Genomic DNA, 22,209 nt, shown 5'->3' with positions numbered 1-22,209 from the left:
GCGCTCGCCACCGGTTTGAGACCGAGGATGAGCGCAAGCACAACCAAAATGACGTACGCAACAACTAAGAGGAGTAGCATATGGCCACGTTGGAAGGCGGCGCGTATGATGACGCCCTTTTTGGCTCACGCTTCGACGACTTCATCCATGCCCGTGCTGGCGATGACTTCGTGAACGGAGGCAATGGCGACGACACCATTTTCGGCGACGAAGGTGATGACATGCTGTTCGGCGGTAACGGCAGCGATACCCTGTTCGGCGGCTGGGGTGACGACGTTATCCATGGCGAGAACGGGAACGACGTTCTGTTCGGCGGCCAGGGTGATGACCTGCTTTACGGCGACAACGGGAACGACATTCTCATTGGCGGCGGCGGCAGCGACCTGCTGATGGGCGGCCGAGGCAGCGACATCCTGTTCGGTGGTGCCGACAACGACATCATCAACGGCGGCCAGGGCGACGACGTCATGACCGGCGGGGAAGGCAGCGACGTGTTCGTGTTTGACGGCGGTGGCGGCAACGACGTCATCCTCGACTTCACGCCCGGCGAAGACCTTCTGCAGATTTCGAAGGACATCAACGGCCTCGACATTTCGTCGCCTGAAGATCTGGCATCGCGCGTCACCCAGGTTGGTGGCAACGTGGTCATCGACTTCGGCCATGGCGATACGCTGACGCTCGTCAATGCGGACGCCGACGACATCCAGGCGAACCCGAACCACTACTTCACGATCCATTGAGATTGACTGGCGCGCCCCACTTCCTCCCGGTGGGGCGCCCTCCCTTTTCGTCCTTCAGGAGTAGCGCGTGACGGCAGACGACCGTATCAGAAGCTTCGGCCTCGACTTCACAAGCGCCGCAGCATTCAGGCTCGGCTTCGACGTTGCTGTGCTGATCTGGGACGCACCTTCCGAACTCTCGGCAAAGACCAAATACGCCCTTTCTGCGTCGCGTTCCCTCGTACCTCTCGTCAGCATGGCGCTTCCGCGCGCCCAGGGGGGCCAACGGATCTTCTGGGCGATGCGCCCCGGAAACGACCGCGAACTCGCCGAAATCGCGGCGGACGGCGAGATCTTGCAGACGGTGGTTCTGGAACCGACCGCCAAGCTCCCTTTCCTCGATCTGGCGGCCCAACTTTCCGATCTTCAGCCCGATGGTCGTCTCAAGTTTCTCAACAATCTGCTGACGGTCTGGCGAAGCGCGTTTCGCCTGTCTCGTGACGAATTCTTTATTGGCCTCGTCGATGACGTGATCCACGCCCTGAACCTTGGGCAGCGCCCCGCAACCATCGCCTGTCAGCTCGCGCATGGACGCTATTTGGCAGAGACGACCGTCAATGCCGAACTCGGCGAGATCAACGCTATCTATGCGCTCGGCGCCGAGGCAATTTTACCGCTGCCGCAGCAATTTGCCGTAACCGGCCGAACCGAGCGCGGCCAGCGCCGCTGCCATTTCGTTCTTGAATCGTCGCGCGCGCCTCAGGCGCTCTCACTTATCATCATGGGAAAGCGCGGTATCGCGGTGCGTGAGCTTTCGCCGCGCGGTTCCCGAATTCCCAACCTCCAGCGATGGTGGCCTGAGCACGGCGCAGCGCCTGGCTTGCGCGAGTTCGTCGTGCGGTCCTTGAGCGAGGTTCCGGAAAGCGGGACGGCCCTTGCGATCGACCTGCAGCTTCGCTCCGCCCTGCCGGCAAAGCAGGCGGGCAAGTCGGCACTGCATCCGGGTGCTGAGATCGACCTCGCCCTTGCCATGTCGGAAGGCCTGCTCATCGGCGGATGGACGCGGGACGCGAACGGCGTCCTTGCCGGCATCGACTATCTCCAGGAAGACGGCACGGCCTTGCCGCTCGATGGCAACTGGTATGAATTTCCGGGCTGGGCCCGCGGCGCCGAAGAAGGCTCCAAGACCGACGTGACCGGTTTTGTAAGCTGGCTGCCAATGCGCGATCCACTTGGTCCCCTTCTTCAGCCGCGCTTCCAGTTGCGGCTGGCGTCCGGCGCAGTCAAGCCGCTGGTGCCAAAACCGCAACCCTTCGATCCAGCAACACAACGCAACCGCATCCTGCGCGCCGTTCCGCCCCAGCACGCCAACGATCAGGCATTCCGCACGATCCTTGCGCCGGCGCTGAAAGACGTGGAACAGCGACTGGGCAAGACGATCAGGGTCGACCAGACCAAGGACTTCGGCCCGATGATGGCCGCGCCTCTCATCTCGATCGTCGTTCCCCTCTACCGCGTGCTCGACTTCCTGCGCTTCCAGCTGTCGGGACTTGCGACCGATCCTTTCGTCGCGGCCAACGCCGAGATCATCTACGTGCTCGATTCCCCGGAGATCCACGACGAGACGGAGCACCTGCTCGGTGGCTTCCATCTGCTTCACGGGCTTTCGATGAAGCTCGTGGTGATGAACCGCAACGGCGGCTATGCCCGCGCCTGCAATGCCGGCGCACGCTTTGCCCGCGGTTCTGTCATCGTCATGCTCAACTCGGACGTCGTGCCCTGTGGGGCCGGCTGGCTGGAAAAGCTTGCGATGCCGGTGCTGAAGGAAAAGTCGATCGGCGCCATCGGCCCGAAACTGCTGTTCGAGGACGGCTCGCTGCAGCATGCGGGCCTCTATTTTGCCCGCAACAAGCAGGACATCTGGCTCAATCACCATTTCTACAAGGGCATGCCGGGCGCCTATGCGCCGGCGCAAGAAATGCGGAGCGTCCCGGGTGTCACCGGCGCCTGCCAGGTGATGCGCAAGGAGGTGTGGGACCTCGTCGGCGGCTATGCCGAGGACTTCGTCATTGGCGACTACGAGGACAGCGACCTCTGCCTCAAGATCCGCCAAGCCGGCTTCGACATCGTCTATGAGCCGGCAGCCTGTCTCTATCATCTGGAGCGACGCTCGATCAGCCGCAGCCAGGATTACACGCGCGGCGTCGCCAGCCAGTACAATGCATGGCTGCATACCGAGCGCTGGAACCAAGACATTACCACCCTGATGCCATCCTACCTCGGCGCCGAAGAGGCGGCAGCGCCGAGCACCCGTAAGCCTGCCGCCAGGAGCGCCGCATGAACCAGCCCGCACTTCGCCACGCAGACAACCTGCAGCCGGCCTGGCAACAGAACGAAGACCGTATCGAAGGCATGCTTCAGACGGTTCTCACCAATCGTTTCCTGCCGCAGCCGGACCAAAACAGCGTCTTCGTCGGAGATGGCAACTACCGGGCTGTCGGCGCGGAGTTTCTCGGCCACTTCATCCGCATGGGCGGATTACAGCCGAAAAGCAGCGTGCTCGACATCGGCAGCGGCATCGGCCGCATGGCCGTTCCGCTGACGCAATATCTCGATAGCGATCACGGGCGCTATGTCGGTATCGACCCGGTGGAAGGCGGCGTCACCTGGTGCCGTCAATCCGTCACGCCGGTCTATCCGAATTTCACCTTCCAGCATGTCGACATCGCCCACGAACTCTACAACCCATCAGGCAGGATCAACGGCAAGGCGCTGAAGCTGCCCTACCCCGATCGCCAGTTCGACTTCGCCATCATGACGTCGATCGTCACCCATCTGCCGCCGGACGAAGTGCTCGTCTATTTCAGCGAGATCAACCGGATGCTGAAGCCCGGCGGACGGCTCTTCGTTACCGCCTTCGTGGTCGATAGCATCGCCGCGAAGGATGAACACGGGCGGCGGGATCCCCGTCTTGCCTTCGTTCGCAGCGGCGACGGCCCCTGCTGGTTCGTGCCCGGCCTGCCGCCGCTTGCCGCCGTCGGTTTCGACGACGGCTTCCTCGACCGGGCGCTGGAGCGGGCAGGCTTCACGACGGTCCTGAAATCGCTCGGTCACTGGCGGGGCCAAAGTGCCGGTCACTACCAGGATGTCTTCGTCGCCGAACGCCGGAGTGTGAGCGGATGAAGAAGCGTATTTTGGTCGCCGCGCACAACCATCCGGCGCTTCACCCCGGCGGCACGGAGATTTTCGCGCACGACCTCTTCCGCGCCTATCAGCGGGCCGGTCACGAGGCGCTCTTCCTCGGCGCCACCAACCAGACGCACCGCCAGGTGCGGCCCGGCACAAGCTTTCAGGCGATCGGCCCCGAAGGCGACGAGGTGCTTTTGTGGTCCGGCCATTTCGATCGCTTCTTCATGAGCCAGATCGACCTCTATGGCGTCGTGCCTGACCTTACCGAGCTTTTGCGCGATTTCCGGCCGGACGTGGTTCACATCCACCACCTGCTGCTGCTTGGCGCCGAGTTTCCGCACATCGTCCGCCGCACCCTGCCCGACTGCCGGATCGTGATGACTTTGCACGACTACTATCCGCTTTGCCATCACGACGGGCTGATGGTGCGCACCAGCGGCAAGGAGCTTTGTCACAAGTCGACCCCGGACCGTTGCCATAGCTGTTTCAAGGACATTCCGCTCGATCGCTTCGTGCTTCGCGAGCAGCATCTGAAAGCATTGCTCAGGACCGTTGATCGCTTCATCTCGCCGAGCCAGTTTCTGAGGCAACGCTTTATCGACTGGGGTCTTAACGGCGACCAAATCGACGTGATTGCCAATGGCCTGCCGCCACGAGACGCGCCGTCGCGCAAGGGCCAGCCGGAGAACGATCGGCCGGTTTTCGGCTATTTCGGCAATCTCAATCCCTGGAAAGGCACGTCCGTGCTTCTCGAGGCTGCGCGGCAGTTGATCGACGAAGGCCTGCGTTTTGAGCTGCGGGTGCACGGGGGCGCCCCCTTCCAGGCCGACAGTTTCAAGGATGAGATCGCCCGCCTCTTCAAGAAGACGGCGCCTTCGGTCCAGCAGCGCGGCGCCTACAGGCGCGAGGACATCGGCGAGCTCATCGCGGCGGTCGATTGCACCATCGTGCCTTCGATCTGGTGGGAGAACGCACCGCTGGTCATCGGCGAGGCCCAGTCTCAGCGCAAACCGGTGATCGCCAGCAATATCGGCGGAATGGCCGAAATGGTGCAGGACGGCGTCAACGGCATCACCGTCTCACCAAACGATCCGCGTGCGCTGGCCGCCGCCATGCGCCGCATGGCGGAAAGCCCTGACCTTCGGCGCCGCCTTTCGGCCAATGCCCGCAAGCCCAACGATATCGATACCACTGCCCGGCGCTATCTCACGCTCATCGACGCGATCGAGCCCCGAGAAACCGTCGCCGCCTAGAGGGAAGACCATGTCTGTAGCAGCCGACAAACCGGACGTCGCACCGGAGCAAAACAATGCAAAGCCGCTGAAGGGCCGCGTGGACGCGATCGACCAGGGCCGCGTCTTCGGCTGGGCATTCGACCCGGAAACTCCGGAAAAGCGGCTTGCCATTCGCGTGCTTCTCGACGGCAAGGTGATCGCCGAGGCGCTCGCCGACCGCAACCGGCCCGATCTCAAGCGCAACGGCATTGGCGACGGCAACCACGCGTTTGAAATCGCGTTGCCCGAGATGGCGAGCGCGCGCAGCGGCGAACTCGTCGTGCTTGCGGCGACCGGCAAAGGCGGCGAACTGCCGCTTCGTGTTCCCAAGCCCGATGAACAGGCGGCCGAAGCGCTGATTGCAGCACCGCTTGCAAAAGTGCTCGACAAGCTCGACGTGCTGATGGCAGCGCAACGGCAATTGCAGGTCTCGCAGCGTTCCGCCCTGCGGTCGAAAGTTGACGACGGCGATGAAGCCGAAAGCCCCGGGCTTGCGGCAATCAGCGACGATGTCGCGAACCTCCGCGGAGAGATCACCCAGCGACTGACCGATCTCGACGTCCACCTGATGCGGCTCGACGGTGTAATCGCGGGCATGGAAAGGAGCCTCAACGCACTGAAGCAGCGCTCGAACGGCGATTTGAAGCCCGCGTTTCTGCTACTCTTCGTGCTTGCGGGCTTTGCGGCAGGTGCGATCCTTTCCGTCTTCCTTCGGACCTGAGGCGCATCTCATGCCCAGTTCGGAACTCAGCCTTTCCGCAAGCCCAGCACCGCTTGGCCGCATCGCGCGTAGTGGACGGATCATCGCCTGCCCGATCGACGAAACACTGTTGCTCGTTATCGGAACCGGTGGCCCGATGGCCGATCAGTTGCCGGTTGAGATCAATGAAGATGCGTCAAGCCAGGTCATGGCGTCGGTCGTCGGCTGGCGGCTGGCGGCACCCCAGTCTTCCGCCACGCATGGCTTCGCCGCGCTGTTGCCGGTCGAAGGTTCTGAGCTGCTGCCGACTACGCTCCGCTTCGGCAAGGCGGGTAACGGCAAGCGCTATATGGTTGCGCCACGCACTGTTTCGATCGGTGAAGTCACGGCGATGCTGAAGGATTTTGCCGGTCCGCAGTTTGTCCATGTCCTCGGCCGGCTGGTCGACGTGCTGATCAAGCCACCGCATGCCGATCAACGGCTCGCGGCCATTACGACCCTGCTTAAAACGGGAGCGGCGAGCGACGGATATATCGAACTGCTCGGCGAGGGCCATGACGGGACCATCGCCCTGAAAGGATGGGCGCACGACCTGCCCGCCGGCGTCTGCCGGGCGATCGTCAAGAGCGACGATACCGTCCTTGCCGATTGCAACGTCGCCATTTTCCAGCGCAACGACGCGCCTGACGGCTCGGCCGGCTTTGTCGGCCTCCTGTCCGCAAACGATCTGCCCCGAGCGCGCGACATTAAGGGCATATTCTATCGCGGCCGCGGCGCCTGGCGTTATGTCGGGCTCCACGAAAGCCGGGTCGTGACCGGTCCGCTCGAGACACCCGGCCATATCCGCGCGATGCTGCTCCAGAGCCAGAGCTCGCCCCAGGTCATGCTTCGCCTGCGCAATGCAGCGAGCGGATACGATGGCACCGAGACGATCTCAAGCCTTCCGGTTCCTGTCCGCCTTGGCGTGGATGCACTCTACCAGGGTGAGGATGGTGCCTTCCTGATTTCGGGCTGGCTTTTAGACGCGGAAGGCCATGTTGAAAGCGTACGACTTTGCCGGCAGGGCGGCGGCGCAAGGCTGGACGCGAGCTGGACCCGAACCGAACGGTCCGACGTCGAAGAGGCCTTCGTCGATCGGCCGGAGTTCAAAAGCGCGATTTCCGGCCATCGCCGGTCCCATGGCTTCATCGGTCAAGTCGAGCCGCTTGGTGGCGAGGCAGAAGGACCAGTTCACCTCGAACTCACCCTTCGCGATGCCCGCCGCGCCTACATGCCACTTTTCCCCGTCCGGCTACCGGCACGCGCCGCCGCCCTACGGCTGCTTGGCTCGATCGATCCGACAAGCTGGGCCCTGCCCGATATTATCGACCGACAGATCGTCCCGTTCCTGACAAGGGCACGTAGCAGCGCACCAACTGTGGAAACCACCGTCGACATGGGCCCCTTCGACCAGGCCGAGGGTACCGCCATCCTTCTTGTCGCCGGAGAAACCGAGACGGATTTCGCACCGCTTTTGGGGCTGCTCGCGCTTGATCCGCAAACGCGCCGGGCCCCCATCGCGCTCGTGCTCCAGGCCGAGCGGTTCCGAAGGCATGCAGTCCACATCCGTCAACTCTCCGAATTCTATCGCTTGCCGCTGCGGCTCGTCTCCGTCGAAGGCGCCGGCGATGCATGCGACATGGCGCAAGCGGCCGCCGAAAGCGTGAACAGCGACGCGGTCGTTCTGCTTTCCGCGTCGCTGACGCCAGCCAATACCGGGTGGTATCAGGCACTCGTTGCCGCTTACGAGGCAAAGACGGGAAGCATCATTTCGCCGACCCTTGCCTACGAGGATCACTCTATCCGCTGGGCCGGCAGCACGTCGCTTGATCGCCCCGACCATCTGCAATCGAGCCGCTACGCCGGCTATCCTGTCGGCGCCGTCAATCGCCTGAAGCTGACCCGGGTCGCAACTGCATCGCTCGATTGCTGCATCCTGCCGCGTAAGGCGCTTTTGGAGGACGCTGGCCTGTCGCAGACCTATCTCGGCGCAGCGCTGAAGGGCCTCGATCTTGCCCTTCGCCTCAGCGGCAAGGGCTATGAAGCCTACTGGCTTCCTTCCCTGCAGATGGTCGGATCGGACGACATGCCCGGAGCGGGCTCCGCCGCCACCGCCCGGTTCGTGGAGCGTGTCGATCGGACGCTCTTCCGCGCCCGATGGATGCCCGCCTCCGAAACCGCCCAAACATTCTTCGAGGAGACTGACGCATGAGCGAAAAACTCCGCGTACTGGTGGTCTCCCATGGCCACCCGACCCATTCGCTTGGCGGGGCCGAAATTGCTTCGCATGGCCTTCACAAGGCGCTGAACGGCCTATCGGGCGTGGAATCGATCTACCTTGCCCGTGTCGGCAGTCCGGTTCCGCGCCATGGCGCCTCCGCGCTGATGAGCCTGCGTCTTGCCATGGACGAAGTGCTCTACCACGCCGAAGACTTCGATCATTTCTTCCTCTCCAACGGCGATACGGACGCGATCCGCCGCGACCTCTTGCGCTTCGTCGGCGACATCAAGCCGGACATCGTTCACTTCCATCATATCCTCGGCTTCGGCCTGGAAGCGCTCTACGCCGTTCGTGATGCCCTGCCCAAGGCGCGCATCGTCGTGACGTTCCATGAGTATCTGCCGATCTGCCACAATCACGGGCAAATGGTGAAACGCCCCTCGGGCCAGCTTTGCAACGGCGCCTCGCCGATCAGCTGCCACACGTGCTTCCCCGAAATCCCGGTGTCGCGCTTCGTTCGCCGCGAACAGTTCGTGCGCGGCATGCTCAATCTCGCCGATGCCTTCATCGCGCCGAGCGCCTTTCTCGCCAACCGCTATGTCGAATGGGGGCTCGAAGCCGCAAAAATTTTCGTGATCGAAAACGGCATCGTCCTGGGCGACAAGGCGCCGGCTCGTGAATTGCCGTCACCAACGGCGCGGCGTAACCGTTTTGCCTATTTCGGGCAGATGACGCCATTCAAGGGCGTTCACGTGCTGATCGACGCGGTATCGCGTGTGCCGGACGACATCTGGGGCGATGATTCCTCGCTGATGATCTTTGGCGGGAACCTCGAGCGTCAGCCGAAGGACTACCAGGAGAAGGTGGCGAAACTGATCGAGGACGCCGGTCGCCGTGTGCGCTTCTATGGCGCCTACCAGAACCAGGACATGCCGCGGCTGATGCGCTCGGTTGACTGGGTGGTGATGCCCTCGGTCTGGTGGGAAAACTCGCCCGTTGTCATCCAGGAGGCACTACATCACGGCCGGCCGATCCTGTGTTCGGATATCGGCGGCATGGCCGAAAAGGTTCGCGACCGGCTGGATGGCTATCACTTCCGCGCCGGCAGCGCCCAGGATCTCGCCGACCGCCTGATCGACGTTTTGGGCGCGCCACGGGCATGGGACAATCTGCGTGCGACACTTCGGCGACCGACGAGCCATGTCGATTGCGCGCGGGAACATGTGGCGCTCTATCGGAAAATGCTCAAGGGCGAGCAACCGGCCCTGCCGAGCGCGGCAGTGGCCTGAGATAGGCCAGAAGCCCACACTGCTCAGCCAGATCGCGAAGCACGGCCAAGAGCGCCCTGGGCTTCGGCTACGTTCGATGCCGCGGCGCCCGACCCTTTGTCGTCGCCCCACCAATGATGAAAATGATGCACCGGCCCCCGCCCCTGTCCGATAGTCAGACGATCGGCAGCGACCAACGCGTCATGCAAGTAGGCCTTGGCAGCGACGACCGCATCCTCGATCGACTTGCCCTTGGCAAGACCCGCAGCGATTGCGGCCGAGAGGGTGCACCCGGTGCCGTGATCGTTCCTGGTTTCGATCCGAGGCCGCGACAGGTTGAGGACGTCCCGCTCGCCAAAGAGAACGTCGGTTGCATCCTTGCCCTTGCCATGCCCGCCCTTCATCAGCACCGAACGCGCACCGAGTTTCAGAAGCATCTCGGCCTGGCGTGCGATCTCGGTCTCGGTTTCAGCGATTGCGCGTCCGGTCAACAGCGCCGCCTCGGGCAGGTTCGGCGTCAGTATGAGCGCCAGCGGCAGCAACTCCTCCCTGAGCGTCGCGATCGCGTCGGGGTGCATCAGGTGATCGCCGGAGGTCGCCACCATCACCGGGTCGATGACAGCCAGCCGGCCATAGCGTTTCAGACCGGCCGCAATCACCTCGATCGTCTCCCGCCGCGAGGCCATTCCGATCTTCACCGCACTAACGGCGAGATCGGAAAATACGGCATCGATCTGAGCCGCAACGACGGTCGGGGAGATATCCTCCACCGCAGATACCCCGCGGGTATTCTGCGCCGTGACCGCCGTGATCACGCTGGCGCCATAAACGCCCAGCGCCGAGAACGTCTTCAGATCCGCCTGGATGCCGGCCCCGCCGCCGGAATCCGAGCCTGCGATGGTGACGGCGATCGCGGTCATAGCCCCACCTGCTTGAGACCTGAGCCCTTTCGGTTTGATTTAAGAACAGACACGAGCAAAGCGACCTCCCCGACATGGACGGAGATCCGGTCGACAAGCGCAGAGACGGCTGGTGAGCAGAAAGGCCCTCGCCGTTCCTACGCCGGTATGATCCGGATCAGGTTCAAGGGTCTGGCTCACCGCCATCTCAGCACCGTGATAGTGCGCCCCTCGGCGGGAGGGATGCTAGGGGAGCGTAGGCGGGGATGTCAATTGCCGGAGTTTAGAGCCGGAGCATCCGGCTAACGCAATTGGGGAGAATCCAAAGTGTCTCACTGAGAAAGAAGGCCCCTCATGCTCTTAGAGCACGAGGAGCCTTCTGCCTGAGCGTTCGACTTCACAGACATTTGGACTTTACTTCTCTCAGACGACGACGCAAGCGCTCATGGGCCCAGACAGCGGAGATTTGGCGCGTTAATGTCCAAGTCCTAAGCGCACGTGTACCGGAAAAACGCCGGCGATCACCCGCTCCTAAAGCGGTCTCTTAAAGCGAACGCCAACACCGCCACCATTCTCGGGAATGAACTCTATTCCTGCGTCTTCGAGCACGCGTTGCACGCGTACGAGCGTCGACGGACGTAACTTATCGTCTCGCTCGATACCCGCGCAACGTTTCACCATTGTGGTCTTGCCGGCGCCGGCACGACCAACAACCGCAGCAAGTCGGCCAGCACCGGTAACATTGGCTACGGCCGCCTGTTGCTCTGGGGACACTCGCGAGGCTGACATCCCGCGCGTCGGCTCTTTCCGGATGCCGTGGGTTGATTGGCGCGCCAGCCAAGCAGCACGCTCAGCGATTTCGGCTTCCAGACGGATCAGTTTCCGCGTCGTGTAACTGGCTGGGACACGAGCACTGGTCGCAAAGTCTAATCGCTTGCGGTCGATGCGGAAGATCTCGGGGGATCGGAGGATACGTGCCATAAGTTGGGCAAACACCCTCTCATCATCGGTGTATCGATGGAGAATTTTGGCGATGTCACGTTCGTCAAAGACACTTTTTTGGCTGACAATCAGGTCAAGCGCTATTTCCGGCCGGCGGTGAATGCGGCGAGTGTTTTGCGCTCGCCGCCCCGCTTTCAACTCAATCGACTTCGGTTTTCGCAAAACGGGTGTCTTTTCGCCATCTATTATGCGCTCAATTGCCTTCGTTTCAGCGCTAAAGCGGATGATCGGCTCAAGGTCGATGCCTTGGCGCTTGAATGATGTTCCATCAATCCGGACATCGAGACCAGCAAGCGCCAAATGACGGTTTTGGCAGGCGAACCAACCATCCCCTAGTGGCATCACGTTCGAAGTACATCGTAGCTCGATGCTTGTATGCTGCCGCAGTTAACGCGCTACGTCCTTTCCCACGACTGATGACTTGAACGTCAAAATGAGGGCTGACCACTGCACTTGCTCCCGCCTCGCGTGAGTTCTCATTGCATCCGGTTGGCGCTTATTTCGGCGACTCAAAACGCATTCTGACCGGTCCAGACGTCTCGCTACTGGGGCACCTCTCGGAGTTTGCCCCAATGGTCTGATATTTTGCCTTTCGAGACCATTTGGCAGCTTCTCTAACTACTTTTTTTCGCAACTTGACATTATAGATATCGTCTCGCTCGTGGCGACTGCCACCGCTCGACACAAACAATGGCGCCGCGAGGTATTCGGCTAGCGCCTGATGACGGCGCACCTTCATTGACGTTTTGGCCGTGGCCGCTGACTGCAGCACTGCTCCGGAAACAGCCTCCTTTTACGACGACCGTCTCGACTTTAGATCTTTGATCTTTGATTTTATATTTTCGACCTTATATTTTAGATCTTAGATCTTAAACCAAGGGACCTTGAGTACGAAAAACGTCAAGATCGTTGACGCGAGAAACTAACTCGGTCCTAATCTTACGGACACGTCAAGCAAAAACACTGAACGGTACTGACTTACCTTTCGTGGAATTCTTATCTTTACAGAAGACGTAGGCGCGTGGCGACTTGACAGTCAGAGGTTGGGCAAGGTTACTTTACTATCATGTTAACAGTGGGGACGGTTCAATGATGCTTGACGACATCGGACTGAAGAACGGTACCGACAAGGCCTCCGATCGTAACGATTTCCTGCGCCGCTACGAACCTTTCTTGGAAAGACACCGCGATAGGAAGGTCAAACTTCTGGAAATCGGCGTTCTCGGCGGCTCTTCGATACGCACGTGGCGTGACTATTTCAGCGAAGGCGAAATCATCGGCGCTGACATCAATCCTGAGGTCACACAGTATGCCGGCGAGCGCATCAGCATCGAGATCATCGATCAGGGGAAACCGGCAGACCTTGACAAGCTGGCTTGCAAAGGCCCGTATGACGTCATCATCGACGACGGTTCCCACCTTTGGGAGCACCAGATCCTTACGCTCCGCAAGCTCCTCCCGGCTTTGAAGCCAGGCGGAGTTTTCATCATCGAGGATTTGGATACGAGCCATGGCAAGTACCGCAAACAATACGGCACGCCCGGAACGTTAACCGCGACCGAATACCTGCAGCGTATCTCAGATTGGGTCATTGGTATTTGGGTTTCCAGTCGTGAAGAAGTCGAAGATAACTTCATTATCGAAGCTGGGCGGGACCTTGAGTTCGTGGCGTTTCTTCGCGGTGCGGCAGTCCTTCGCAAAAAGCTCCCCGAGCTTAAATAAACCGGTAGGCAACCTGCCATAAACGCATACTGTTTGCTGGCATCAGCCGGGCACGGTTCCCTAAAGTTTTGGGTTCTTGCCGCCTAATTGCCGTTCCGCTGGACAATCGCCCGGCAAAGGGCGTAACGAAAGATCGCCTTCATCCATTGAATACAAGGAATACCAATGTTTTTGCGACCAATCGTAATCGGATGCCCGTCCATCGCTCAAAAAGGTGATTTAAGCAATGCGGAGCTTGTGCAACGATTGGGCGGCAACTCGGGGAACATGTTGTTCACGGAGGCAATCCTGCGAAACATTGACAGAAGTTCGTTCTACCATGGAGGTCACCTACCGGATGATGCAGATGGTATTATTATTGCCGCAGCAAACTGGATGAACCCGGGCGATGATTTTAGCGCACTAGCGTCGCTGATAGAAGCTACGGACCTCCCGGCTGCCATTATAGGGATCGGCGCACAGTCGAGCGTAAGGAAAGAGATGCCTAGGGTTGAGCCTGGGACTATTCGACTTATGAAGATTGTATCCGAGCGCTCTAAAGTGATCAGTACTCGGGGACCATTTTCGTGCGAAGTCCTCGAATTTTATGGCATCAAGAACTCTATCCCGACGGGCTGTCCGTCCCTGCTGATGTGCGGCCCCTCCGGCCCAACGGTCAGATCGCGCGCATTGGGAAGAGGAATTGTAATGCATGGAACTCGCCACGCAGACAATATTCCAATCGATTTTCAGTCCTACATTTATAATCAGGCATATAAACTTAAGGCTGACATTCTATTACAATCAGAGACCACAGACCTAGAAATAGCTTACGGCAGGGCTCCTTATGACATTCCTGGGCAATCCGCTCACATTGCTGGCGTCACTTACAGAACAGAAAATTATCCCAATCTTGTAAATTACCTCAGAAACAAGGCCGCGTTCTTTCACAATCTAGACGAGTGGATCGAGTATGCCAAAAGCAAAGAGTTCTTTGTCGGAACTAGAATTCATGGAACAGTAGCGGCTTTGATCGCTGGAACCCCCGCCCTTTTAATAGCTCACGACTCCCGCACTATTGAACTCGCTCAAACCATGGGCATCCCTTACATTTCTTCAGAAAAGATAGATGTGTCAAAAGATTTGGATATCTCCGCGTTATTCGAACTGTGTTGCGGGTACAATTTCCCGCGCTACAAGTTTTATCGCGATGGCTTTAGATCATTTTTTGAGGCAAACGCCATACCGTTTAACTGGAACTAAGCAATAAGCGGCAACGATGCGTTAGCTGCAATCGCGCGGAAAATATCGGAAGGTCAATGATTTGATTCTCGCTGTATCGTTGGCACTCCCGCTAGATTTTGGCTTTCAGTCTGTCGCCATCGGACTTGCAGCTATATTGCCGATAGATGTAGGAAACGGGAATGGCAACATCGGTTCAGCCGCTGGCGTTTCATTTCGCAATCCATCCCGTGTTGCGAGAGCCCCGTTCCTTCACATACAATGTAGTGTTCGTGCCCCCATCTAACCGAGTGTAGAGCGATCCGACGGGTGCCGAAAGGACACCCTCTGGGCTTCCAGTCCCGGAGGTCCAGATTGGGCTAGATACACCCGGTCCCGGTCGGAAGTTCCGAGAGAAGACGTTCAGGAACTTCTCCGTACCTGTGCCTAGGCTCATAAACATATCAGTTACGAGTTGGAAGAAGTCACCATCAGGAGTAAAGCGAGCGATCGTTACCCCACCAACCTTGAAGGCTAAGGCCTGCTTCGCTTTGCCTTTTGTCCGGGTTGCCGCAACAAAGGCATCCGCGCCGTCATAGCCTAGCGCAACTCCGGCTGCTCCAGAATTCCGATTGCCGAAGAATCCGGAAACCTTCTCCTGACCGTAGACCGTTCTTTCGCCCCTCGCGGCCACCATGCCACGCGGAACTTTAATTCCGGTCGGCTCTACATAAAGTGCATCGTCTTCGATGCCAAAGTTCTGTCTGTTGAAGTCGCGGCTACTGTTACCAAAGAATTTACCACCCGACCATCGTCCAATTCCGAAGTATTCAAATCGAGTAATCGCTCCGGCCTGATGTGTATTCCCCGAAATTACGGGCATTTGATAAACGGTCCCGGCACGCTCATTGACAAACTCTATGTCACACTTGCCGGGAGTACCGTTGTTTGGATCTAGTGTCCGAAATGTGCAGCCGACGACCGAACTTTCCACGTGATACGTTGTGGAATCGTCCATAAATGTATCGAAGCGCAACCCTACACACCAATTCCCGTCAAAAGTACATCCAATGAAACAAGACCGCTTCGTGTTCGCCGACTTAGCGACTGTCATACCCACAGTTTGAGACCGCTCGAATTGGCAGCCAATGTAACGAACTTCTATCCCTCTATCTACCGCACCGTTCCCACCAGTGAACTGGCAGTCTAATACGGTACTGTCCGACCAACTGACGTCCAAGGTATGCATTGAGTTTTCATCGGGCAACCGGACCTTGACGTTTGACATCCTGTTAGACCAACTTATGTCCGAAAGATTTTTCTTGTAGCCGTGAAAGCCCGTTGTTCCGGTATGCGTGGTCTCCAGCTTTATGTCTTCAAACGTCATTTCGATGCATTGTCTGAAATTCATCAGATAGCGGTAGCCACCGCCAGACGTGTCCCGCAAAACGAAGCCGCCGATTTTAGAGTGCGTCGAAAGTCCGTCTGAATCATTAGTTCCGATGCAATGTGTGCCAGTCCCTGTAAAGATAAGCTTGGGCGCACCCGTCGTACCGTCGCTATCGCTGTTCGCCATCCCAAAGCCAATAATACATTGGAAACGGGGGAGATTCAGTTGTCCGTGCAGGCGGTAGTTGACGCCGCCGCGGATCAGATAAAGACGTCTAGAGAAAGCTATCGCACTCTGAAAGGCTGGCAGATCATCCGTAATACCGTCGCCCTTTGCGCCAAACATCTCCGGCGTCACGCCGAGCTCGGACAATTGATAATAGGCCGTTGTAACACCATCTGCGAGGCTGATCTCAAAGAAGCCGTCGTGCGACGGCACCACATCTACTTGCGTGTAGAGTGCACCACCAAAATCACCGGGCATTGTGTAGCCGGCTGTACGAATGAGGGTTGGAGCGAAAACGGGGTGATAATTGGCAACCGCCCACTCCCGACTGGGCACCTCGTCCACCATATCCAGGCTTCGACCACTACAATGAAAGCCGTGCTCTTTCTGTTCCGGCCATGGTACATGATCGACAGCAGCACCACTCTGCCCTACGGCAACCATCCCGACTTGGAGAAACGATCGTCGCCTCATGAACCTCCCCTAACGCGCTCGTCGGTGGAGCACCTCCATCCGAAGATACGCCACGAACCTATTGCACCCATTGCTGCACGGCTTCTGCCCACGTAGGAATGAACCGACGCAGCTAGCTAGTGCGATGTGGTAATGTTTCGCACGCCTCCTAGACTAGGCTATCTCGCAATGTTGCAACGATAAGGCTAACGATTGCCCAAACGACGAAGCAGCCAAGTCCGATTAAGCCACTATCTGTAAAGACTTCGGGATAGAGCGGCGAGTCTGGCAGAACACCAGGAACAACAAGGGCGACGTAAAGCTGCTTCTTTTCGACCTCCTTTCGAGCGTCTTCATATCCTGTTCGGGCGAGTGTGTAGATCTTCTCCGCAAACTCTTCTTTGAGACGTATGATCTCATATTCTTTCAGTTGAAATGAGACCGAATTGCTACCATCCCCAGTCAGACTGGTATTCAGAGAATCCAATTGCTCGGCAACAGCTGCGAGGCGTGCCTGGTCGTATCGTTCACCTGGGCGCCCCCCTACACCTGTCGTCGTAGCGGTCGCAAGCCGCGTCTCAATCTCTATCTTCTTTGCAGTTAAAGTCGCGATATTTCCTATTATAACCTTAGCCGTCTCAAGCGGATCAAGGTTGCCGCTCCGTTTCTGGAATTCAAGCATCGCCGTCCGAACATTCGCTAATTCGGTTCCAGCCTTTTCGACTTCCGCTATCGCTCTTGAAAGTGCGTCCGTACGACGCCTTCCAGAGATTTCATTCACAAGATGCTCACTTCTCTCTACCAATCTCTGTGACAGATCTAGAGAATCTTGCGGACTATAGGCCCTGACTCGCATAGTAAGAATATTCGAGATTGTATCGACAGACGCTGTAATATGCGTTTTCCAATAGTCCCAGCTTTGTTCTAGATTTGCAGCCGATTGCAATCTAGAAAACCTGTCTATATCTGGCCTGCCGTACCAGCCTTTGAGCGTCTCAACACCGCCGAGATCCTGAATTACAGCACGGCTTTTAAGGTAATCCAGCACCATCAAAGTGTCCTGCCCGGTGCCCTGCGAGGATGGCCCAAGTCGGATACTACCGAGGATTGATTGCGCGAGAGATCGTCCGTCGCCCCGGGCTGCCTCTCGAACAGTTAACTTCACTTCTGTGACATAAACGGGCGATGCAATTGTCGCATAGTAAATGAACGCAATCAGTGTCGGAAAGAGAACAAACAGACTGAAAGTGGTACCTAAGGATCTACCCGACCCGCTACTCGAGGCCACCGATTGGTTCTGCCCGGACCGGCCTCGCATGGCCGGCCGAAACAATAGGTTCGATGCGCGCTGCACACGAGACAATGTGCGTCGAGCGCTCGAACTTAGGAGCGCAACTTTCCGGTCTTGCGTATTGATCCCTTCATGGTCCGCTCTCAAGCCGGGGTCAACGAGACCTGTTTCAGTGGGACGCGAATTGTTTGTCATATGCGTTCTTGCATTCGATTAGGGCTTCATTGACAAAATTATGAAGGGCAATGTCCTCGTCTAACAAATCTCCAATCAATCCGATATCCGACAACATCCGCGCTAGTTCTGCGGATCCTGGCAGCACATCAAGCTTTACGTCTTCAAAGCCCGTTGTTCGGAGATACCCTGAAACGACGTTCGAAAAGTCATCGAATCGATCACGCGAACCGACAATGTTCATATCAGCCAAATGATCAAGAGCCACGCTCACGTGCTTTCTGTTGACGTCTTCTTCTGGAGCACATGCGAGCGCAGCCGTCATTGGAGACCTTAGTAATTTGCGCTGTCCAGCGTTGAGCTTTCTAAAACCGGCCAAGACGGCTCTCGGACTTTGGAGATCGATGCTTGATAAAGCGGGAGCGAGATCGCCAAACCTATCTAGTTGTTCTCGCATTCTAGGATTATTCGCCCGTTGGCGATCCAAGGTCTGTATGAGCAACAACCGTTCCGCAAGCTCTTCATATGGGTCTCGGGTTAGTGCAACTGTAAGGAAATCGCGCTCCTTCGCATATCCACCGTGACGCAACCAATTGAGTTGACCGTATATAAAAATAGAGTCCGAGAAATTATGGGTTATCGTAGCATTGATCGTATCAAGCGTTTGCCTTTCCAGGAAAGGGTACCTCAGCGCAAAGTTCGACATTAGCACTCTGAGCATATTTACTTGAGGCAACGCCGAAACCTCAAGAAACATTACTTTCTTGGAGAAGTGCGTTCTAAGATCACGGCGTCGATAAATCGGATGCCCGGTAGTTGCTTCGCAAATCGTAAAGTCTGATGTTTCAATATCTGCAACAAGACCAGCGTCCACTTGAAATCCTGCCATACCAGTGGCGTGGATTCCATGGTGCACCAGATCTGAGCGGAAGACATTCGCCTTAAACAAGATTGGCGCTCGATCCGGAAATTTTATCGAGAACTCCGGTGTTACAGTTATGTTTTCCATTACCAACCATCCGGTAACGGCTTGTCCTGTGTCTGCATCAACGTTGAAGTACATGAAAACACTGCTTTCCTCAGGAGGCCGCCATGTGGTCACGGACCATCCAGCCTATCCCGGCCAATATGCCCCAAATTAGCCCTCCGAGCAAAAATACAGCCAAGCTAAAGAGAATGCGACGCGGGTAGAGAGCTTCCTCGGGAAGCCGTGGCGTAACGTAGGTTAAAAGATATGAGCGCTTCTTCTCGAGGGTGATCCTAGCTCGTTCGTACTCCAAAACGGCATCAGCATAGATCGATCGTGCGATTTCGGCCTGCACCTCCCGCTCACGTATACTAGTCGCACGCGTCGCCAGAGAAACTTCTCCCCCAGACATCGAACCCGCTGCCATCGACGCCTCATAACCAGCGATCTGGTCCTTTATCGAATCAGCTTGATGTTGAAGCGGTGTCATTTGGGGAGCACCCGCTGCGTCACTCGCCTTCAGGGTATCAATCTGCACTTCAATGTTCGCGAGAGCCGACCTCAACTGAGAGATCAAAGTTGAAGTGACTTCGGCCGACAACTTCACATCTAAGACCCCTGCAGTGTTTCGCGCATCTCTGAGACTGGAAGTTGCAGTCTCCAATTCCAACTTAGCTCTGTTTACTTCTAGTTTACTCGTCTCGAATGCATCGATGTCGCTTTTTTGCGTGAGATTATTCACGACGGATTCAGACAACCCGATAATTTCTGTGGCGATCTTCAAACTGTCCCCTGGTGAGAATGTGCTTACAGATAACGTTGCCAGACCCGACGTCCGGTTCACATCCACAGAAACATGCCTCTTCCAATACTTTAGCAACTCCTCGGCCGTGGCATCTTCACTGACTTGCGCAATAAAGTCGCCGTTCCCAGGTCGAAAAACTCGTCGCAAACCTATGCTTTTCTCCAATGCATCGACCATTGGTCTACTGGATATGTACTCGGAAATAATGATCGTGTTCTTGGCCTGTCCGGTCTGAATTAGCGATGAGACTCCGGCGAGTGCATCAAGTGCTGAAGTGTCGCCAGACGCTACTGAGAACCTAGCCTCTGCTGTAAACTGATCTGCTGCCACAAACGAGAAGTATCCTACGGCGGCGATCGTGGGCATAACAACAGCCATAACAAAGATCGCGGCAAGATAGTACCTGAAAAACTTATCTGAACGCCGGACCCGAAACCCTCCGCTTACAACAGGCCTTGAAAAGCGCGCTTTCCTAGCAACGCGACGCAATTCTTTAGAGGCAAACTCCGCCTTAGCGATTGCGGCTTCTGAAACTCCGCTGGGTAAGCCACGCTTTGCTGCAATCTGCTCCATAGCCGTTACCGATTCAGTTTCTTATACAGCTCAACTGCATCGTCGACATCTGTAAACTCATAGGCGAGACCGTGCGCCAGAACAATTGCCCGCTTGCAGTATTCGCGAACCGTTTCCATTGAATGTGAGATCATGATCACGTCCGCTCGGTCTCGGCGCTTTGCAAACTCCTCATGACATCTGGCGGCAAACCGCGCATCGCCTACGGCAGTGACTTCATCGATAAGATAGCATTCAAAGTCGATCGCCATCGACAATCCGAAAGCCAAACGGGCCGCCATACCGGACGAGTAAGTGCGATAAGGCTCATCAATGTATGCCCCTACTTCCGCGAAGTCCTCGACAAATTCAACGGCGCGCCTTGGGTCTTGCCCATAAAGGCGAGCGACAAACTGAATATTCTCGCGCCCGGTCATCGCCCCGTGCAATCCTGCGCCAAAGCCAAGGGGCCAAGACACTCTCGTAGAGCGCTTGATCCGCCCGGAGTTTGGAAGCTCGGTACCGGCGATCAAGCGCATTGTTGTGCTTTTACCTGCCCCATTGATCCCGAGAATAGCATACGACGTACCCGCGCTAAATTTGAGGGAAACATGATTCAGAATTATCTTCTTCTGCCCCTTAGTTCGATAGAACTTGAGCACGTTGTCTAACTCGATCATGATGACAAAAGTTTGCCCCGCATAAACCGCTCGCCTAGGAGACCGAGCAATAGACATGAGTTCGAGAACCAAACGAGATATCCACGAGACAACATGTCATCGCCATAACCCTCATAGTACGCAGACCTCATCCACTCGACGCAATGGACCAACGGATTGAACCACATCATGTCCCGTACGTGTTGAGGCAACGTCGACGGAACGATAAAGACCCCTGCAGTTGCATACAGCAGCACCATTAATACGACGAAGCCAATGTGCCAGAATGGGAAAATTGCAATGATGACAGTACTCACATAACCCAAAGATATAGATAAATATATTGTGCAAATTATGGCCCCGGCTACCGTGGAATAGTCCAGTGGTATAAGATCAACTCCCGCAGCCAACAAACTTCCGGAGAAAATAATAACAACTATAAATGCAGTTACGAATTCAATTATAATTCTCGAAACAATGACATCAAACACCCTTACCACCGGGAAGAGAAATAAGGGCTTACTCAGGGTAACTGAAATTGCAATGAGACGAGCAGGATAGAGGCAGAGGATGTATGGGAGCGCACCAGTCGCGACGAAAACCGCCGGATCCGTCCCCATAGGAAGCACGCGATTTATGAAGGCCGCAAGCACGACGATCGACGTCAAGTGCGCAAGGGGCCACAGGACCGCGACGAGGTAACCGAGGTGCGACCGCCCAAACCTCGTCCGCATGTCCCGAAGAACCAACGCCGAGATAACATCGAGGCGGCTTTGCAACTTGGATTTTAGCATCTCCCCGCTCCCTAATTCCGTCGGGTGTCGGACTTGCGCATCAAACTTGGCTAAAATACGATCTTCAAGAACTAAAATTCCCACGTTACGCCTTCGCGAATCACGCGAGCGGGATTTCCTGCAATTAGAGAATTCGCTGGGAAATGTTTTGAAACGTACGTCCCTTTTCCCACGATAGAATCGGCGCCTATATTAGCGCCGCACCATACGCTCGCCCCCGCCGAAACCCATACGTGGCGCCCGATTACAATATCCCCCGGCGGGTTGAGCCTTTTTCCTGTTTTGACGTCAACAATTTTGTGAACATGACTACTAGAGACCATCGTGTCGCCCCCGAAAAGCGAATGCGCTCCGATGTTAATTGAAGATGGCTCATGCATCTGGATGATTGAATGTCCGTTAAAGCCGCATCCCACGCCGATGCGTAAATGTCCCGGCGCGAGCAGATGTATATTCTGCCCGTGAAATACGCAACTCGCCTCGATATCAACGCTTGCACCACCGGTAACTTCGAGAAAAAGATTGGCGCAATACTTCGGCGCGTCGATGCGCACCTTGTTCCCTACGCCTCTTATCACGACTCGACCAACCCCGTTTTCTCGATACTCTGGCGCGATGTGAATCTCGTTACAACCTTGGTTTTGTTCAATTATCTCAAGCATGCGC

The 22,209-nt window shown here is 56.9% G+C and carries 17 protein-coding genes and 1 riboswitch; of the genes, 9 read left to right on the top strand and 8 right to left on the bottom strand.

Annotation, left to right across the window (positions count from 1 at the left end):
* Positions 1-80: 80 nt before the first annotated feature.
* The 7 genes from IB262_RS12715 (at position 81) to IB262_RS12685 (ending at position 9,431) form a co-directional block, all read left to right on the top strand.
* Positions 81-740, top strand: coding sequence for a calcium-binding protein (locus IB262_RS12715; protein WP_034798040.1), 660 nt, complete (start codon positions 81-83; stop codon positions 738-740).
* Positions 741-807: 67 nt separating this feature from the next.
* On the top strand, positions 808-3,060 hold the full coding sequence (locus IB262_RS12710; protein WP_192493628.1) for a glycosyltransferase family 2 protein: 2,253 nt from the start codon (positions 808-810) through the stop codon (positions 3,058-3,060).
* Positions 3,057-3,902, top strand: a complete 846-nt coding sequence (locus IB262_RS12705; protein ID WP_060521064.1) for a class I SAM-dependent methyltransferase — start codon at positions 3,057-3,059, stop codon at positions 3,900-3,902. Before IB262_RS12710 ends, IB262_RS12705 begins: the two co-directional genes overlap by 4 nt.
* Positions 3,899-5,161: a glycosyltransferase family 4 protein gene (locus IB262_RS12700; protein WP_113079990.1), complete on the top strand. Its 1,263-nt coding sequence runs from the start codon at positions 3,899-3,901 to the stop codon at positions 5,159-5,161. The genes IB262_RS12705 and IB262_RS12700 overlap by 4 nt, the downstream gene beginning before the upstream one ends.
* 10 nt (positions 5,162-5,171) lie before the next feature.
* The gene (locus IB262_RS12695) at positions 5,172-5,903 is read left to right on the top strand and encodes a hypothetical protein (protein WP_113079989.1); all 732 of its coding nucleotides are present in this window, start codon (positions 5,172-5,174) and stop codon (positions 5,901-5,903) included.
* A gap of 10 nt (positions 5,904-5,913) precedes the next feature.
* Entirely contained in the window at positions 5,914-8,133 is a 2,220-nt protein-coding gene (locus IB262_RS12690; RefSeq protein WP_113079988.1) for a hypothetical protein, read from the top strand.
* The gene (locus IB262_RS12685) at positions 8,130-9,431 is read left to right on the top strand and encodes a glycosyltransferase family 4 protein (protein ID WP_113079987.1); all 1,302 of its coding nucleotides are present in this window, start codon (positions 8,130-8,132) and stop codon (positions 9,429-9,431) included. Before IB262_RS12690 ends, IB262_RS12685 begins: the two co-directional genes overlap by 4 nt.
* A 23-nt stretch (positions 9,432-9,454) precedes the next feature.
* On the opposite strand, the gene thiD is transcribed toward IB262_RS12685, so the two are convergent.
* Together thiD and IB262_RS12675 are read right to left on the bottom strand one after the other, a co-directional pair.
* The gene (thiD, locus tag IB262_RS12680) at positions 9,455-10,330 is read right to left on the bottom strand and encodes a bifunctional hydroxymethylpyrimidine kinase/phosphomethylpyrimidine kinase (RefSeq protein WP_113079986.1); all 876 of its coding nucleotides are present in this window, start codon (positions 10,328-10,330) and stop codon (positions 9,455-9,457) included.
* 117 nt (positions 10,331-10,447) lie between these two features.
* Positions 10,448-10,551, bottom strand: a riboswitch (TPP riboswitch).
* A gap of 289 nt (positions 10,552-10,840) precedes the next feature.
* Positions 10,841-11,653 (bottom strand): MobA/MobL family protein, encoded by an 813-nt coding sequence (locus IB262_RS12675; RefSeq protein ID WP_113079985.1) that lies wholly within the window; start codon positions 11,651-11,653, stop codon positions 10,841-10,843.
* 747 nt (positions 11,654-12,400) lie between these two features.
* On the opposite strand from IB262_RS12675, the gene IB262_RS12670 reads away from it, so the two are divergent.
* Entirely contained in the window at positions 12,401-13,033 is a 633-nt protein-coding gene (locus IB262_RS12670; protein WP_112985389.1) for a class I SAM-dependent methyltransferase, read from the top strand.
* 165 nt (positions 13,034-13,198) lie between these two features.
* A complete protein-coding gene (locus IB262_RS12665) occupies positions 13,199-14,275 on the top strand; it encodes a polysaccharide pyruvyl transferase family protein (RefSeq protein WP_112985388.1) in 1,077 nt (358 codons plus the stop codon).
* A gap of 190 nt (positions 14,276-14,465) precedes the next feature.
* On the opposite strand, the gene IB262_RS12660 is transcribed toward IB262_RS12665, so the two are convergent.
* From IB262_RS12660 to IB262_RS12630, 6 genes are all read right to left on the bottom strand, one after another.
* Positions 14,466-16,196 (bottom strand): hypothetical protein, encoded by a 1,731-nt coding sequence (locus tag IB262_RS12660; RefSeq protein WP_112985387.1) that lies wholly within the window; start codon positions 16,194-16,196, stop codon positions 14,466-14,468.
* 274 nt (positions 16,197-16,470) lie between these two features.
* A complete protein-coding gene (locus tag IB262_RS12655; protein WP_162727368.1) occupies positions 16,471-17,352 on the bottom strand; it encodes a hypothetical protein in 882 nt (293 codons plus the stop codon).
* Between the two features lie 409 nt (positions 17,353-17,761).
* Positions 17,762-18,829 carry a hypothetical protein gene (locus IB262_RS12650; protein ID WP_112985385.1) on the bottom strand — a complete coding sequence of 356 codons (1,068 nt, stop codon included), beginning with the start codon at positions 18,827-18,829 and terminating at the stop codon, positions 17,762-17,764.
* 16 nt (positions 18,830-18,845) lie between these two features.
* Entirely contained in the window at positions 18,846-20,111 is a 1,266-nt protein-coding gene (locus tag IB262_RS12645; protein WP_112985384.1) for a hypothetical protein, read from the bottom strand.
* Positions 20,112-20,116: 5 nt separating this feature from the next.
* On the bottom strand, positions 20,117-20,770 hold the full coding sequence (locus tag IB262_RS12640) for an ABC transporter ATP-binding protein (protein ID WP_112985383.1): 654 nt from the start codon (positions 20,768-20,770) through the stop codon (positions 20,117-20,119).
* Positions 20,771-21,614: 844 nt separating this feature from the next.
* On the bottom strand, positions 21,615-22,205 hold the full coding sequence (locus IB262_RS12630; protein WP_162727366.1) for a hypothetical protein: 591 nt from the start codon (positions 22,203-22,205) through the stop codon (positions 21,615-21,617).
* Positions 22,206-22,209 lie beyond the last annotated feature (4 nt).

Origin of the sequence: Ensifer sp. ENS02, from assembly GCF_014851885.1 — a bacterium.
GTDB classification, from domain to species: domain Bacteria; phylum Pseudomonadota; class Alphaproteobacteria; order Rhizobiales; family Rhizobiaceae; genus Ensifer; species Ensifer adhaerens.
This window is presented reverse-complemented; position numbering and strand designations above follow the sequence as displayed.

Bases quoted from the DNA above. Each gene is read 5' to 3' on its own strand.
- IB262_RS12665 (WP_112985388.1), top strand. From the start codon at position 13,199: ATGTTTTTGCGACCAATCGTAATCGGATGCCCGTCCATCGCTCAAAAA.
- IB262_RS12675 (WP_113079985.1), bottom strand. From the start codon at position 11,653: ATGCCACTAGGGGATGGTTGGTTCGCCTGCCAAAACCGTCATTTGGCG.
- IB262_RS12670 (WP_112985389.1), top strand. From the start codon at position 12,401: ATGATGCTTGACGACATCGGACTGAAGAACGGTACCGACAAGGCCTCC.
- IB262_RS12695 (WP_113079989.1), top strand. From the start codon at position 5,172: ATGTCTGTAGCAGCCGACAAACCGGACGTCGCACCGGAGCAAAACAAT.
- IB262_RS12645 (WP_112985384.1), bottom strand. From the start codon at position 20,111: ATGGAGCAGATTGCAGCAAAGCGTGGCTTACCCAGCGGAGTTTCAGAA.
- IB262_RS12660 (WP_112985387.1), bottom strand. From the start codon at position 16,196: ATGGTGGACGAGGTGCCCAGTCGGGAGTGGGCGGTTGCCAATTATCAC.
- IB262_RS12705 (WP_060521064.1), top strand. From the start codon at position 3,057: ATGAACCAGCCCGCACTTCGCCACGCAGACAACCTGCAGCCGGCCTGG.
- IB262_RS12690 (WP_113079988.1), top strand. From the start codon at position 5,914: ATGCCCAGTTCGGAACTCAGCCTTTCCGCAAGCCCAGCACCGCTTGGC.
- IB262_RS12715 (WP_034798040.1), top strand. From the start codon at position 81: ATGGCCACGTTGGAAGGCGGCGCGTATGATGACGCCCTTTTTGGCTCA.
- IB262_RS12650 (WP_112985385.1), bottom strand. From the start codon at position 18,829: ATGTACTTCAACGTTGATGCAGACACAGGACAAGCCGTTACCGGATGG.
- IB262_RS12640 (WP_112985383.1), bottom strand. From the start codon at position 20,770: ATGATCGAGTTAGACAACGTGCTCAAGTTCTATCGAACTAAGGGGCAG.
- IB262_RS12655 (WP_162727368.1), bottom strand. From the start codon at position 17,352: ATGGTGCTGGATTACCTTAAAAGCCGTGCTGTAATTCAGGATCTCGGC.
- thiD (WP_113079986.1), bottom strand. From the start codon at position 10,330: ATGACCGCGATCGCCGTCACCATCGCAGGCTCGGATTCCGGCGGCGGG.
- IB262_RS12685 (WP_113079987.1), top strand. From the start codon at position 8,130: ATGAGCGAAAAACTCCGCGTACTGGTGGTCTCCCATGGCCACCCGACC.
- IB262_RS12700 (WP_113079990.1), top strand. From the start codon at position 3,899: ATGAAGAAGCGTATTTTGGTCGCCGCGCACAACCATCCGGCGCTTCAC.
- IB262_RS12630 (WP_162727366.1), bottom strand. From the start codon at position 22,205: ATGCTTGAGATAATTGAACAAAACCAAGGTTGTAACGAGATTCACATC.